This window comes from Nitrospira marina, assembly GCF_059568365.1.
This window is the reverse complement of sequence record NZ_JCANTH010000001.1, coordinates 1841039-1856215: the sequence shown is the minus strand read 5'-3', so window position 1 is coordinate 1856215 and position 15177 is coordinate 1841039. Positions and strand designations below refer to the sequence as shown.

The following is a 15177-nucleotide window of genomic DNA, read 5'->3' as shown; positions in this document are numbered from 1 at the left end:
TGCGAGGAATTGGAGTCTGTCCGGAGTATTGACTTTTAGGCCGACATGCTGGCGAGCTTCGCCACCCATTGTGTATTTCGGTGGATCCGAACCCAACCATCCTGCCACCCGTATCCGCTATAGGGTCAGGTCTTGCAATCACACATCGCCCCCACACCCTTTTTACATTTCCCCGTTTCCGCCCCCCTCAACGGGCGTGGCGCCTTTGTCCCTCAAAATGCCGCAGCCCTCCGCTCGGTGAGCAGGAGGGCTGCAGACTTTTATGTTTACAGGGGGTTGCCGCGATCCGATAATCCCGCTGCGCTCCTTACACCTTCTCGTTTTTCGCAAGATCGTACCCGCCCTTGGCGGAGCCGTATTCCCACCGCCCCTTACGGAAGCTCAGCGTGAACGATTCGGTCGGGTGCGTCTCACCGGCACTGATCGACGTACTGATGGACGTCACGATCACATTATCCAGGATGAGCTTGTAATAGGCCTGTTTCGTGCCGGCCGTCACAGCAAACTCGGCTGTCGGAATTTGCGTTTTGAGGGCGCAGGCATTCGCCAACGCCGTGGAGGACATGTCCATAAGCTTGGTACACGAAATATCGGAAAAATTAGTTATCCGGCCCGACAGCTTGTCTCCCTCTTCCCATTGTCCGCCCTGGCTAATGCCGTAGGACATGTGCTGAATGACAATCTGATCCTTATTCGAAGTCGTAGTGGCGTTTCCCTTGATGTCGCCCAACTTCAAAAAAATGTACTCTTGTAGTTCTGCCATGATGCGTCCTCCTGTGATGATGGATGAAGTGAAGGAATGACTGAATGCACGGTTTCATGTTGAACCCTGTTCCGCATGACCTTCATTGTGTAATAATCCCGGGGTTGTTTGTGTGTAATAGCCGTGCCATACCCAAGAAACTCTGCAACCCAAATGCCACTCTTATTTTAGATTGCCTATTCTTCTGAACCGCTCTCCCATAGAGCGATTGCGAATTTCAAGTTAACTAAACGATTGACACGACTGACTCAAATTTTTAACCAATCCTCAATCAGTTTCAAAAATCATTTTAAGATTTTGAAATTCGATGGTGTCTGAGCAGATCGCGATCTTGTGGATCCCTCATCTTCGAGGTTTAGGCCGGCTATGCACGGCCCCTCGCTCGATGATGCTTTGCGAAATGGGTCATATATTACCTTCCTGGCGACACTGCTCCATTTCTGCAGCCGGTCCTCGCGCAGTCTTATTGCTTTGCCGGTGGCGGCAAATCGGCCACCATCCGGAGTGACACCGTGAGTTCTTCCAGTTGAAAATGAGGCTTAAGGAAACACACGGCACGATAACAGCCCGGCTTGCCTGGCATTTCGACGACGTCCACTCGAGCCTCCTTGAGCGGATACTTGGCCTTCATCTCCATCCCGGCATCTTCGGAGCTGACGACGTAATTGCTGATCCAGCGGTTGAGGTAATCCGCACAATCCTGGCGTGTCATAAAACTCCCGATTTTATCCCGCATAACCGATTTCAAATAATGCGCGAACCGGGAAGTGGCCATGAGATATTGAATTTGGGACGACAGTCGGGCATTTGCATTGGCGGCATCGGTGTCGTACTTTTTGGGCTTTTGGGCCGATTGCGCACCGAAGAAGGCTGCTACATCCGTTCCCTTGCAATGAATGAGCGGAATGAAGCCCAGATCCGCCAATTCTTTTTCGCGCCGGTCTGTGATGGCAATTTCGGTCGGGCATTTGAGGGCCACTTCGCCGTCGTCTGTGTTGAAGGTATGCGAGGGCAAGCCTTCGACCAGGCCGCCGCCTTCGACTCCCCGGATCGCTGCACACCAGCCGTATTTGGCGAAGGCATTCGTGAGCCGCGTCCCAAACCCGTAGGCCGCGTTGCCCCACAAATATTTGGCGTGGTCTTTGCCGTCCACATCTTCCTTGTAGTTGAATGCTTCCACCGGTTCCGTGTCCGGCCCGTAGGGCATCCGCATGAGGATGCGGGGCATGGTCAGGCCCACAAACCGGGAATCCTCCGAATCCCGGAAGGATTTCCATTTGGCCCATTCCACGCTATCGAAAATTTTGGCCAGGTCTTTGGGGTTGGAGAGTTCGGTAAAACTGTCCTGCCGGAACATGTGCGGGCTGGCCGCCGCGATGAACGGCGCATGGGCCGCCGCGGCCACATTCGAGATTTTCTCCAGGAGCTCCATGTCCTGCGGCCCGCGGCCAAAGTCATAATCGCCGATGAGGGCGCCGAAGGGCGCGCCGCCGAACGTGCCGTATTCTTCTTCGTACACCTTTTTAAACATGGCGCTTTGGTCGAAGTCCGTGGCTTTGCGAAAGTCCTTGATAAGGTCGCTTTTTGACACGTTCATGACCTTAATCTTGAGCATCGTACTGCATTCCGTGTTGCTCACGAAGTAATGCAGCCCTCTCCACGCCGACTCCAATTTTTGAAACTCTTCGGCATGCATGATCGCATTGAGCTGCCGGGAGAGTAGCTCGTCGATATCCGCAATCCGGGCGCTGATCATCGACTCGATGTCTTTGGAAACGGTGACCGTCCCCTTCATCACCTCGTCAATCAGCGTGGCGATTTGCTGCTTGGACGCGTCGCGTTCGCCCTGATCCCGCCCGATCCGTCCCTCATCGATTATTTTATCCAGCAAACTTTTCTCTTCGGTGGTCCCCGCCGCCCCTTCGGCTTTGGCTTGTTCTGCTTCGGCGCTCATATTCAGCCCTCCTTTGTTTCGTCGGGACTGTCGCCACCGGAGGCTTTCACGCCGGCTTCAGTCGCCAATTTCTGCAATTCATCCGAATTGCCGATGATTTCCTGCAACCGCTCACTGAGTTTGTCATTGCCGTCCGCTTTGGCCAGCAATTCAAACAGTTGCCCTCGCACGTCCAGGAGTTTTTTCAACGGCTCGACGTGCCTCGCCACGCTTTCGGGGGTAAAGTCGTCCATTTTCGAAAACTCCAACTCCACTTTCATTTTGGAGCCGTCATCTTTGAGTTTATTTTCGACTGAATAGTCCAATCGAGGACTCATCCCCCGCATGACATCGTCGAACTTATCCGCGTCAATGTCGATGAATTTTCGCTCCTTCAACGGTTTCAGGGGGTCTTTGGGTTTTCCCGACAGATCAGACAAAATGCCCACCACAAAGGGTAGTTCTTTCATTTGGATGGCGCCTCCCGTTTCCACATCATAGGTGATATGGACGCGGGGCGACCTTACCCGATCCAGTTTGTGTTGTGTACTTTCTTTTCCCATGATGACCTCCTTATTGAATGATTCGACTTTTGACTTGATCGACGTTCCGATGGATCACCCGTGCCCGGCCTTCTCCTACCCCTATTCCTGGGATGTTTTCTCCGTCATTCCCAAGGTCTCCAACACCTTCGCCAGTACTGCTGGATCTTCAATGATTTCCTCCAACCATTCCTTCAATGGCATTTCGCCCCACTTGGCGGCCCGTTGTACTAACGGAGCAACCGGACTATGGGGTTCGGTTTCTCTAAAAAATTCGACCACGGCCGCCAACCGCCGCAAGGCATCGATCCGATCAGAAGGGTGGATCCCCCCGCCGGTCGACACGATCCGTTCACTCTGGCCCCTGGCCGCCGCAATCCCTGCCCCCCCCACGGCACTTTGAAGCTCCACTTTGGCACCTCCCTTTTGTTGGACAATCCCTTCCAACACGGTCCGGCTTTCTTCTAAGACGTTTTTCAAGTTTTCGCAACTGGGACGTTCAGGATTGGCTTCTCCGTATTTTTCCTTGATCACTTGATTAAGCCCTTCGACCTCTTCCTGACTCTGCCGAAGACAGTCTAAAATGTCCACACAGGTGGCCAATGACGTGGCCTGCACCGCTTTATTAAATTCTTCGAGTGTGATTTTTTTCTCGGCGATGGCCTCCGCTTTTTTTTGGGGATCCTTGCGACCGAGATTTTCCACCGCCTGCGCTTCCTCCCACTGTAGAAGTCCATACCCCTGTCCTTCCGGTGAACGCAGAAAGGCAATGCCGCGAATGGCCATGGGCAGGGTTTTTTCCTCATTCAGCCAATCCAGGGGACCGGCCCGAAATCCCAGGTCCACCTGATCGCCCTCCTGTTCAATAGGAGGATAGAGCGTCTCCCAAAACCGACTATGCAGTTCTTTCATGAGTGTGAGCCCATCCCGAAGGCCCGGAAAGCCTTGTTCCTTCACTAAGGCCTCCACCAACCAGGCGGCAATTTGCAAGTCTTTGCTTTCCGTGGCCAGAGTCTCTGTCGCAATGTCAATAACCTTTTTCCACTCGGCGACTTTGGCATCCCCTTTTTCCTCCCAATCGCCTTTCGGAAGCGCATCGTCTTCCCGCCTAGCTTCTTTGACCATGTCATAACGGGTATACCGGACATCGGTGCCTGACGGATTGTCGCCGGGGATTGGCACCAATAAGGTATCTAGGTCCAGTACGGATTTTGCGCTCATATCCCTGACCTTTCTCCTGAAGTGGCCTTCTCATTTCCGGAAAAGGACAACTCCTTGATTTCTAATATTCCCTTATCCGAGTCATCGATGATAAAGGTATGCTGTCCAACCCCCTTAATCAGCTCCTCTTGGTCCCGATTCCAGTCCGTCATCCGCCCTAATTTCAGCAGTTCATCCATCGCGGCGTGGGAGCCAGGATAGAGCACGGGCAGCACAACGCCTACCGGCATTTCAGTTGTTTCCAGATGCGCGGGAACCCATAGGAGATCCCGTAAATGTTTTGGCGGGGTAATCGAAAGATGGGTGATCTGGGAAAGGGGCACCCAGAAATATCCTTCCTGGGCAATCACTTCCAACACCGGAGCCAGAAGATCATCGCTATCGGCAAAATCGGCAAAGGCCTTGCCGTCACAATCCCCCTGAATCGCCGGCCGTTTTTGCTGAACTTCGTCCAACAGGGCCTTGGCCTCCGCATACCGGCCTTCCCAGATATGCGCGAGCGCGTCCAGGTGGCCTTGCAGGTAGTCCGGACAGCCGGAAAAAAACCTGGGTGTCCCCTTCCCTTCAAACACCTGCCTTCGGGCCTGTTCCGCCTTGAGAACCTTTCGATAAAATTCAATGCCCAAGTCAGATTTCGGGTCTTGGGAATCCAGCGCTTCCAAATGGTTTTTGGCTCGATCCAGGTCCCCAGCAAAACAGAGTAGTTCAAATAAAAATGTCCTGGCCCGGCCATCGGCAGGATGCGCTTTAACTTCCTGAATCATCGCTTGGATGGCTTCCGCAAGCTTTCCCTTGTCCAACAATTCTTTGGCATTCATCAGTGCATTCCTTCTTCCTGAGGTCCATAGGATCAGGTCTGAGCTACCCTGCTTGGCCACCCAGTGGCCGTCTCTTTCATTTTGCTTATACGCGGCCCCTCCTGTTTCCGAACTCTTAGCCCAATTACCGCAATAAGCGGGCTAAGGTTACCCACTCTTCTTGAGGATCGGAACCCTCCGACCGATCCGTTGGGGCGACTCCGACATGTGCTTCTCCATGAACCTCCGAGGCCATCGGCCAATGCGGCCCGACGAATGAGCGGGGATGAATTAATTTTGCAAAACTTTTTGGTGACACGGGCCCCTCTTGCATGAACACCACGGCTGGGCCCTTTTGAGGACATTTGTTCCAAAACAAAACGGGGCAGTCCATGGTGAGGTCTGCAATCTTTTTCAAGTATTCCATCCAAAATGGGATTTCGAACGGAAGAGCGGGATCATATATCAGCGGAAAGGGCATGAGTTGCCCCCCTTTGGATGTATTCGACGGCTGATGGCTGGACACCATCTCTCGCAATCGTGATTTCACCGCAGCCATGGAGACCAACCCTGTACTGGCCTCGCACAGCTCTAACAACCCGTCCAGTGTATAGGCCCCAAGAAATTCCTGGTACAGCCGATCGAGCGAGTCCCAATTCCCAGGCTCGGAAACCTCACAATTAGTCACCCGCTCACGAAACTCTTGAAGGGAATGAGTCTTCCACTCTTCCTCGACCATCTGCTTCGCCCAGTCCAGAAATGTTTGAAAATACAGGGGGACCTTGTGGACCCTTCCCGCGAATTCTTGTGCCTCTATTCGGAGATAAATCGCCATCGGAAACCCACGCCCGGCTTTATCCTGATTCGGCGTCACCACCCCCACGAGGCATTCGGTCCCACCTGGCACGTCAAACAGAAAACTCCACGTATCCGATTGCAGATAATCTTGGATCCACTGAACACCCAAGGAAGTCCGGTATCCATGCAGCCCCTCCTGCAGCCATTGGTCTAGAGCCTGCAGAGCGGGTCCCTTGGCATTCACCCGAATAAATTCCGGAGACAGGGGGAGTTTTCCAAAACAGCCGACTTCTAGTGAAATTTTTTCCAGCATCAGATTGCCTCGGCCAAATGGGAGATGCACGAAAATTTCGAGAAAAAGTTGGGCTGGAAAGGATTCTGAGCCTTCCGAGCCCGGAGATCATACTGAATACGCAAGGGCTTTGAATCCGATGTGTTCCACGCCCAGATTACCCGATAGAGTGACTCGCTCATGGGCGTCACCTGAGCCGATTCCAAGAGTCGAAAAAGGCCCCACCATCCTTGAGCCTCACGCGACTCCCAGACCCCGTTGACCATCACCAGTAGTTGGCTGCCCGCCGATCCGGAAGGACCCGGCCACCATAATTCCTGCCATTCCCGGGGACCCATGTCATATACAAAATTTTGGTCACCGATTTTTATCCCAATATGACTGACCAGGGAGGCTGATGAGCCTTGGTCCGAATACGGATAGATATCAAACGGGACATTGGGAGTCGCTTGTTCACCTTGAAAAATACTGGCCGACAAAAATTTGGCGTACCCTAAACTCTCAAGGGTTTCTGGGGTGAGTGGCAGGTGGACACCTCTCCAATTTTTCAGAGTCCAGCCATCTTGCCCTTCCATGACAAACGGTTGAATTTTTTTATTGACGAACGACCACAGCCGCCCCTGATCAGGATGAAAGAAGCTTGCCACATCCCCAATCGCCGCTTCCTTGTCGGAAGATTGAAAGGGGTAATAGGGGGCAAGGGTTTGTTGACAGGGCTCAAACACCTCACTCACCCATTGTTGATCGAGAGTGCGTAGCGCCTGATCGAGCACCGATTGCATGACCAGAAGAACCGGTTGCAACAACATGGGCTCCAATGCTTTTTGCGTCCTCAAATCAAAATTTGCCGCTAATTGCTCAAATGTATTTGCCGCCTTCGTGATCTCGTTGGCTTCGCCCTGAACGATTCTTTGGCCCAATTGGACTGGATCGTCCATGGTTCCCCCCATGGACGACATCCCGATCATCACGGTATTCAAGCGTTTGAGTTCCGACAAATATTGGTCGAGACCGGATTGGGCCCCTTCTTGCTTTTGTGGGATCTCCACAAAGCGATGAATGGATCTGAATTCTCTGGCAATGGACTCAGGATATAATTGAGAAAATTCAGACTGGTTTTGCGCACCCGTAGCTTGATTGTCGGTAAATAATCTTTTCTTCATCCTTTCAAAAAGACCGGAAGCTCCCTGTCCCACCTGTGCCATCAGGGGATCTTGAAAGCTGGTATTTTTTTTGACCGCGTCCAAAATGAGGAAGAAGGGGGAAGGAGGAGTTGTCAATCCTTGCAACAGAGTCAGCACGTCGGCCCGGGCTCGATTGGGACGGACCTGAATAGATGACAAAAAGTTGAACCAATGCTGGCTATACTCTCCGAAATATTTGGCTTTGACCTCTTCCAATATTTCTTTATTGAACGGCTCTTTTTCTCCCAACACCCAGTATTCCTTGGCATACTCTTCCAGCACCTCATCCAACCTTCCTTGGAAAGCCGACTCCCAGCCCTTTTTGGTAAATACTCCCGGTATTTGATAGTCGCTTGTTAGATGAGGTTGCTGATATCCCTCCAACGCCGTCTGCAGAGTATAGGGGTCCAATCCCTCTGAAGCCTGGTGGAGGGTTTGGCTATACAGTCGTTCCTTGAGAGGGATCTCTCGTAAAATATTCCGAACCGCCTTCACCAAATCTCGATTGGGGGTGATCGAGTATTGCCCAGCCAAATAATGACTAAAGAATTCCAAATTGGCCTGTAAACTCCCTTGATAGGCTTTTGGAACCTTTGCATCACCCTGGGCGGGCAAGGCCGGGCTTCCTGATTTCCACAGCGCCTGGAGTTGACGAGTCAGAAAGTCGGGATCTAAATGTTTGGCATCACTCAACATAAGATAGGCCTTAAACAGGGCGTAATAATCCTCCTCTTTCCGATCCATATCCCTCCCATTGACAAATTGGGACAATTGGGCTTCCAACCCCCTTTTCGTCGGCTCCACAATCACATTGGAAAGTTCACGGTAATACAGATTCTTCACCGGTTCATAGAGCCGGTCTCCCCAATAAAATCCTTGTAAGCGCAGGGGAACGCCATGTTCCTTGTATTCCAGGATTTGACCCAGTCGACCTTGGAGGCGCTCCAGGAATTCCAGGTTATGCAAGTAATCCTGGGAACCTACCACTGGGTGGGACTGACGGGAAATTTGCACTATTTTGACCGCTGAATCCTGGACAGACCTTACAATAATCTTATTCCCCAAATAGGACGATCCCATGGCAAAAATACTCAGCCCGACACCAATAATCGCAGCCCCAAAGACCGCCACTCGCAGAACGCCACGATGTTGGAAGGCGCGTGAGGAGGGAGAAGCTAAATATTGGTCGGGAAAAATGACGTCGGTAAATAAATTTTTTATGAAATAACTTTTGGGTTCTAAGTTGGGCTGAGCGCCGATCGCCTCCCCTTTGAGCCCCGCCGCCTGACGAACGGAATCAATAATCCGGTCAATAGGACTTCCTTCTTGGGTCCCGCTCGTCAAGTAAAAACCACGAAAAAATGGATTTTCCTGATAAGGATTTTGATGAAAGAGGACTTCGATAAACCGAGTGAGAGCCGGCCGACAGGACTCCACCTGCAAGGGGAACCCTAAGATAGATAACTTGCCTGCACCCCGGGTCATCGAGAACCGTTCCAAGCGTCTGGCCTGAAGCCCCTCAATGAGATGGCTAAACTGTTGGGTGAACAGTTCGTGCGGGGGCAAAGAGGTCTTCGTAGGGCGAGGTAACGTACATCCCCAGATTTGTTCCCGTTCACTTTTTCCCAACTCACCAAAAAACTGCACAAACCCTTCAAGTAAATCGCATTTGGTGACCAATAAATAGACGGGAAAGGACATGCCCAAATGGGTCATGAGTTCATCTATACGATCGCGAATGGTTTTGGCATGCCATTCGATCAATTGATCGGTAGCCCGCAGTAGCTCATCGATGCCGATTGCCACCAGAACTCCATTAATCGGTTTTTTACTCCGGGTTTTTTTTAATAACTCTAAGAAGGCAATCCATTCCTCCCGGTCTTCATCCTCCGTCATGTATCGGCCCGCGGTATCCAATAAGACTGCATCGGTCGTAAACCACCAATCACAATTCCGAGTCCCCCCAACCCCTTGTATGCCATTTTGATTTTCCCCCAGAGAGGGAAATTGGAGCCCGGACTCCCGCAGTGCCGTACTTTTTCCGGAAGCCGAAGGTCCGACGATCATGTACCAAGGAAGGGCGTAGAGGGCTGCTTTTCCACGGTAGCCTTTCCCAAGTTTGGATTGTTTGAGTGTGGCAACGGCTTTATCAAATCGTACCCGAATCGCTTCAATATCTTCCTTTTGTTCGGGGCGGGACCGCCCGGCCTGCTCCACACCTTGTTGCTGCAAGGATTCCTCGATCATCTCCGCCCCTTGGCGTGCACGATAAAAATCGACAATGAGAAGGAGGACCCACGCGAGGATGATCCCGGCAATCAACACCAGGCGGATTTCCGGACTCCCCATGCCCAGCCTATCGCCAGCAAACCAAATGAGGGCACATAAGGAGAGAATGCCCAAGGCCACCACCAACCGGGGACGTCGAAAGAGACTCAGGAAAAGAACCCGAGGCAGACAAATCAAGGTCCAGAGCGCGCCGGTAATCCGTTTCATCATGGCTTTGACGATCCTGCTAATTCATTGAGATGGATAAAGGTGTCCTCGGTTTCCTGGACGATTAAGACTGACATCCCGACATAAGAAAAAAACACAATCGCCACGCTGCAGGCCAGAATGACCCATGCGGGTATTTCCTGTCTCACGATATCGAGCACCACTTCATTGCGTTCCCCCTGCGGAGAAAAGGGAGGGAGGTCCCCACGAACTCCTTCAATTTCCCGAAAGAGATCATGGGTGAGATCCTTCAATTTTTCTCGGCCTTCTAATTTGTATTTTCCTTCAAAACCCAATACCAAACAGGCTTGAAAGACTTCGAGAAGATCTGCATTCACGGGATGGACCCGACGCAAGGCATCGAGGCGGCGAAAAAATTCTTCCCCGCCGACCTGAGTCTGAAAATATTGATATTGCAGCGGAGACGACGCCCATAGGCTTTTTTGGTCCCATCCGGACTGAAGAACCATTTCATCTAAAAACGCCACAACCGCATACCGGGCCTCGTTCAACGTTTCGCGTGAATACTGATGCTCCATTCCCCGACGATCCGCCTCTGCAAGCATCTCTTCGATCCGCGTTCGAAACGATTCCAGTCGCCCCAAATCGCGTGAATCTTTGACATGGACTCCAAGAACCAAAAGATCAAAAAAGACATTCACCAATTGTCCTGTTCGTAATTTTTCAGTTGGTTTCATGGGGTTACTCTTTCGTCACGAGAACTTCTATTTTGATGTCTTGTAATTCAGACGGAACGTACAGCGCGACACCTTGCGATTGTTTGATGCGATCCCAAAATCCCCCTTGCGTCTCCCATTGAAAATATTGGTGTCCAGTTTTTCCCGGTATACTCGCGGGCGGCCGAACGATATGACGGAACCGCACTCCTGGCATTGCCGCATTCACAATCAAGTCCATGTCATCCATGGCACCAATCTTGACCCGTTTCAAGAGCAGAGCCCGGACGGCCTCTTCCGACTCCCCGCCACTCACCGAGAGGAAAAATTGTCCTTTTTCTAACAGCGCCCCTTCCGATACCTGTCCCACAAACATCGTCTCTCCGCGTTTTTCAAGTGGAATCGTGATATACCGAGTCGGGGAGATGTGCTCCACAATATTTCGAATGGTGATATCTAATTCCCTGAAACTTCTGGATAGATTTGTATGTTCATACAAAGGCAAATCCTTGGGACTGGCATTGGGGGACATCAACAGTAACTCTCCTGCTAATCTCGCCAAGGTGACAAAGAGCGCTTCCGGATGAATTTTTCCCACATGGTTATAATGGGCCAAGACGGGAATATAGGAAAAAATGGCATGCAACATGGAAAATCGAAGAAGGTCCATACCGCCATGTTCACGAATTCCTCTTTGCTGATCGGCCAAGGCCGATCCCATCGACACCATTAATTCCAACAGGGAACGCAGCAATCGGGTCAGCGCCTCTGACCCTGACACCCACATCAAGGGCGGAATGTAACTTTCTCGGAGCGTAATCGTTCCTCCGGGAGTCCGGACCAACTCCCCAATTTTCATGATACTGGAATCCGGCATATCTTCCCCCGTAAAAAAGATTTTGAGATTTTTCCGAGCGACCATAATTTCCTTGGTATTGTCTCCTGTATTGAAGTCGGGAACCGAGACAAGCGTGCTTTCATAACGTGGTTCTCGGGGTAAGGCCTTTTGATCCAGCTTGCAATTGGCAATTCCCGTATGGTCCATTGGAACGCCTAAAAACACCTCAAGGTAATCTGCAGATGGGGGAAAGAGTTCTTCTCCCAAAAGGCGGGTAGAGGGAATGGAATCGTGCTCAGGAATCCGGACAATCAGACCATCGGGCATTACCCCACGGCATTGGAGTAACGTAAAACTCCCATTCGCCAATCCATCCCGATCGATATCCAATTGACATAACCCCCATCCAAAGGGATGGAGATTCTGAAACCGCTCTCCCAACACGAGATCATGATACCGATCCCATTGCTGAAATAGGTGAGGCGTCAATAACATTCCCTCACTCCAAATGACCCGATTCGAGACATCCATGTAATAAAACCCTTTCTTAACGACCCATGCCCGTCAAAACACCGATTAATCTTTGACCGCTTCCCCAAGCACATTTTGGTCACATTTGAAAATGTACCGCGGCGGCCCAAAAGACAGCATGCCGGGTTTTTCAATCGGAATCACCCGGCGCCAAATACCGTCCTTATACTCGCGAAATAGCACCATAATGCCAATAAATTTTTCGTTGGCTTCCGGATCCACATTTAAGACAATCGGTTCCATGGAGGAAGGTCGTAAGGTCAATTCCTTCCGATGTAACAAATCTTTCCCCAAATATTCATAGTCTGTTTTCCAGAGCTCCTGAAAAGTAGCCTTCTCAAAACGGGTTGGATCCTGCAAGGTATAGATCCGCACCGTCACCGGAACAGCTTGCCCTATCTCCGAAAAGTTACACCGATTAGACGCATCCAGGGAGATACCAAAGTCCATTTTTGTGGACCCTCCACCACAGGAGACCAAAAATCCACACAGGATCACTACTAGGAACTGCAGAACCCGATTTTCACGAAGTTTTTTTTTGTTGGAATACACGGAGATATCCTTTCGCAAACTCAGGGCCTAATAATCGATGGAAGGTTTTAATTTCTTCCTCTCGTAATTGACGATGTTTCTCCTTGAAATGTTCCCAGGTAGGATGACTCACCAACATGCCAAAGGACTGGAGCAAAGATCCCAGATCTTTCTTTTTATGTTTGGACTCCACTTCCAAGGTCAAAGGGTCAAGCTGCTTTAAAAAAAATCTCAAACATTCTCGAAACCCTGCCATTAAACCCAAGGGGTGTAGCGCTAAGTCCTCCAAGACTAGTTGCAATTCATCCCTAACCTGTGGAAACTGGCTCTTGGCTTCCGGACTCTCAAACAAGTATGTCCGTATTTCTTGAGAGGTTTTAGCCCATTTAATCGGATTTCGTTCTTTTCCAAAAATCCGTGTCACCTCTACCTCCAGTTCCTTTTCAAATTGCCTCCGTCCATTTATGGAATCAAGGACAAAATCAAGAAGTAAGGTCAGCACCTGGTCTTCCCGTCCACCCATGGATGAGGGCCCTAACATCGGAGGCTTGTTTGCAGAAGCTTGACCGGTTTTGAGGGAGGCCGCGGCTTCGGAAACCTCAGCAGGATGAAGAAATTCCCTATGCTGAGAAGGCTCCCCCGGCGCATCCTCCTCCGAAAAAGCCTGTTCCACCATTGAAAGAATTTCTTCGCCTTTTTCCTTTTTTAGACCCGAAATGGTCTCCTGCAATATCTTCACTAATTCCGCTTCTCTTTCATCGGCAGGGACCGAAAGTAATTCCGCATATCGCCTTTTCAACCGTTCGACAATAGTGGATGAAGGGGACTCCATCGGCACCATACACAGAGTGGCATCTGTATCCTCTTCACCGATCCGATTTGAGGCATCAACAGGCACAAATTCCAACATATACCCACCAATCCCGATTTGATCCTGAGGGGCCAAAGGGAAAGGGGTACCGACTTGAATACGCGTGCCATTCAACGTGGTACCATTAGTACTGCCAACATCTATCAAGACATAATCATTCCCTTGCCGGCTAATTTTGGCATGCCGGGAAGATATTAATTTGCGCCGGTCAGGCAGACAAAATCCGGAATCTTCTCCCCGGCCAATGATGACTTCTCCTTCCCACTCCTGATTTGCAGCAGGTACCACATTTTCAGGATTGTATTCTCCCTGGATCAACAGCTTAAACGGCATGCCCGACTGGTCTCCTTTAACTAATTTCCCTACGAACCTTTTGGCATACGCTCATTATTTCTTTTCGCCGTTGCTGCCTGCTATACAGTTCCAACCGGATCCATTCACCGATGGTCTGAATTCGGCCAATCACTTCCTCCATTTGTTTGCCCGGATCGATCGTTTCTGTCGAATCCCCTTCATCTGTTCGCCGGGAAGGAAATTCACGTGCCACCAGTAAAAGAGCCAATTCCAGACTTGCATACCACACATATCGCGGGAGGTCTTGAGTCGTGCTCTGTGGTATCGGGCCAGGACTCACCAACCGGGCTGAACTAAACAGGGCTCCTTGTTCATCAAAGAGTAAACGGATTGGATCGATTCCCATACCTACCAATCTATCCGTATGCGTTGTCCTGAGAGCCTTCACCCCCTTCACCATGGTGGGAAGACAACTTTCCAACCTCCCCAGGGTTTCCGCATTTTCCCCTACAAGGGATTGAAACAAGAGCAACCCCAAGCTGTAGCAATCACAGGCACTTGAAAATGAACGAAAAAACTGAACAGGAGTCTTGGAAAACGCCCTCTCTTTTTCGGCCTCAATTTGCTCCCATGATGAAAGCGACATGGGCTCGGATTGCCCACGAAGGATAATCCCCCGCTCAGGGGATTCCACTCTGGCCATCCAAATGTTTACTACTGCATTGCCCTTTTGAGAAACCGGAAGCTTGACACAGAACACATCCTGAGATGAAAAGGACGACCCATGAAAAACGTCACTCATGAGATGGATGTGAAAAATTCCCCTCACCTGATTTGGGACAATTTCCTGTGTTCGGATTTTTTCCATGGACCGAAGAAGAACAGTAAATTCCTTGGATGTTCCCAAAGGCCATTCGCGCAATTCAGGAGCCCTGAAGACGGTATCCAAGGAATGTGGAGGTTGAAAAAGATTGGCTTGAAAGGCTGGCGGCATTGTTTCGTGAACAAAGGCCATTGCGGCTTCCTGCTCTTGAAATGGTCCCACGAAAAAGTCCCATCTGGCAGGTAAAAGCGAATCATGTTCCTTTGGAAACATCACAAGGACCCGTGAAGGTCCCAACCCCAAATGCGGTCGATGTTGGTCCCGATAGTATGCCGACAGTTGGGCACAGAGCCCGGCAAACAATCGCAATTTCAACCAAAGGGCTTCCAATGGATGAACGTCCTGTTCGTGATCGGTCATGAGAAACTGGCGCGACTGGCTAAAACGGCGAGCCAAATGAGGTAAGGCCAACCGCCGCTCCTCAGTCAAGTTTTCAAATGACCATTTAGAACAGTTTTGGTCCCAAGGACCGCCGCTTAACAAATCAGAAAATTCATCCCATTGGAGGGAAAAAAAGGAAGAAAAT

12 protein-coding genes are annotated in these 15177 nt (G+C 50.7%); all 12 read right to left on the bottom strand.

The features are described from left to right. Nucleotides 1-307: 307 nt before the first annotated feature. Nucleotides 308-763, bottom strand: a complete 456-nt coding sequence (locus LX98_RS07635; protein ID WP_496428336.1) for a type VI secretion system tube protein Hcp — start codon at nt 761-763, stop codon at nt 308-310. Nucleotides 764-1226: 463 nt separating this feature from the next. Beyond that, nucleotides 1227-2717, bottom strand: coding sequence for a type VI secretion system contractile sheath large subunit (gene tssC, locus LX98_RS07630; protein ID WP_496428335.1), 1491 nt, complete (start codon nt 2715-2717; stop codon nt 1227-1229). A 2-nt stretch (nt 2718-2719) separates the two neighbouring features. Continuing rightward, a complete protein-coding gene (tssB, locus tag LX98_RS07625) occupies nt 2720-3259 on the bottom strand; it encodes a type VI secretion system contractile sheath small subunit (RefSeq protein ID WP_496428334.1) in 540 nt (179 codons plus the stop codon). A gap of 81 nt (nt 3260-3340) precedes the next feature. Further along, nucleotides 3341-4459 carry a type VI secretion system protein TssA gene (gene tssA, locus LX98_RS07620; RefSeq protein WP_496428333.1) on the bottom strand — a complete coding sequence of 373 codons (1119 nt, stop codon included), beginning with the start codon at nt 4457-4459 and terminating at the stop codon, nt 3341-3343. After that, a complete protein-coding gene (locus LX98_RS07615; RefSeq protein ID WP_496428332.1) occupies nt 4456-5277 on the bottom strand; it encodes a type VI secretion system accessory protein TagJ in 822 nt (273 codons plus the stop codon). Before LX98_RS07615 ends, tssA begins: the two co-directional genes overlap by 4 nt. 124 nt (nt 5278-5401) lie before the next feature. Beyond that, nucleotides 5402-6367 (bottom strand): type VI secretion system-associated protein TagF, encoded by a 966-nt coding sequence (tagF, locus tag LX98_RS07610; protein WP_496428331.1) that lies wholly within the window; start codon nt 6365-6367, stop codon nt 5402-5404. Beyond that, nucleotides 6367-10029, bottom strand: coding sequence for a type VI secretion system membrane subunit TssM (gene tssM / locus LX98_RS07605; protein ID WP_496428330.1), 3663 nt, complete (start codon nt 10027-10029; stop codon nt 6367-6369). Before tssM ends, tagF begins: the two co-directional genes overlap by 1 nt. After that, on the bottom strand, nt 10026-10724 hold the full coding sequence (icmH, locus tag LX98_RS07600; protein WP_496428329.1) for a type IVB secretion system protein IcmH/DotU: 699 nt from the start codon (nt 10722-10724) through the stop codon (nt 10026-10028). The genes tssM and icmH overlap by 4 nt, the downstream gene beginning before the upstream one ends. A gap of 4 nt (nt 10725-10728) precedes the next feature. Continuing rightward, the gene (gene tssK / locus LX98_RS07595) at nt 10729-12072 is read right to left on the bottom strand and encodes a type VI secretion system baseplate subunit TssK (RefSeq protein WP_496428328.1); all 1344 of its coding nucleotides are present in this window, start codon (nt 12070-12072) and stop codon (nt 10729-10731) included. Nucleotides 12073-12117: 45 nt separating this feature from the next. Then, nucleotides 12118-12624, bottom strand: coding sequence for a type VI secretion system lipoprotein TssJ (gene tssJ, locus LX98_RS07590; protein ID WP_496428327.1), 507 nt, complete (start codon nt 12622-12624; stop codon nt 12118-12120). Continuing rightward, entirely contained in the window at nt 12596-13807 is a 1212-nt protein-coding gene (locus LX98_RS07585; RefSeq protein WP_496428326.1) for a type VI secretion system-associated FHA domain protein, read from the bottom strand. The genes tssJ and LX98_RS07585 overlap by 29 nt, the downstream gene beginning before the upstream one ends. A gap of 16 nt (nt 13808-13823) precedes the next feature. Then, the gene (locus tag LX98_RS07580; protein ID WP_496428325.1) at nt 13824-15062 is read right to left on the bottom strand and encodes a hypothetical protein; all 1239 of its coding nucleotides are present in this window, start codon (nt 15060-15062) and stop codon (nt 13824-13826) included. Nucleotides 15063-15177 lie beyond the last annotated feature (115 nt).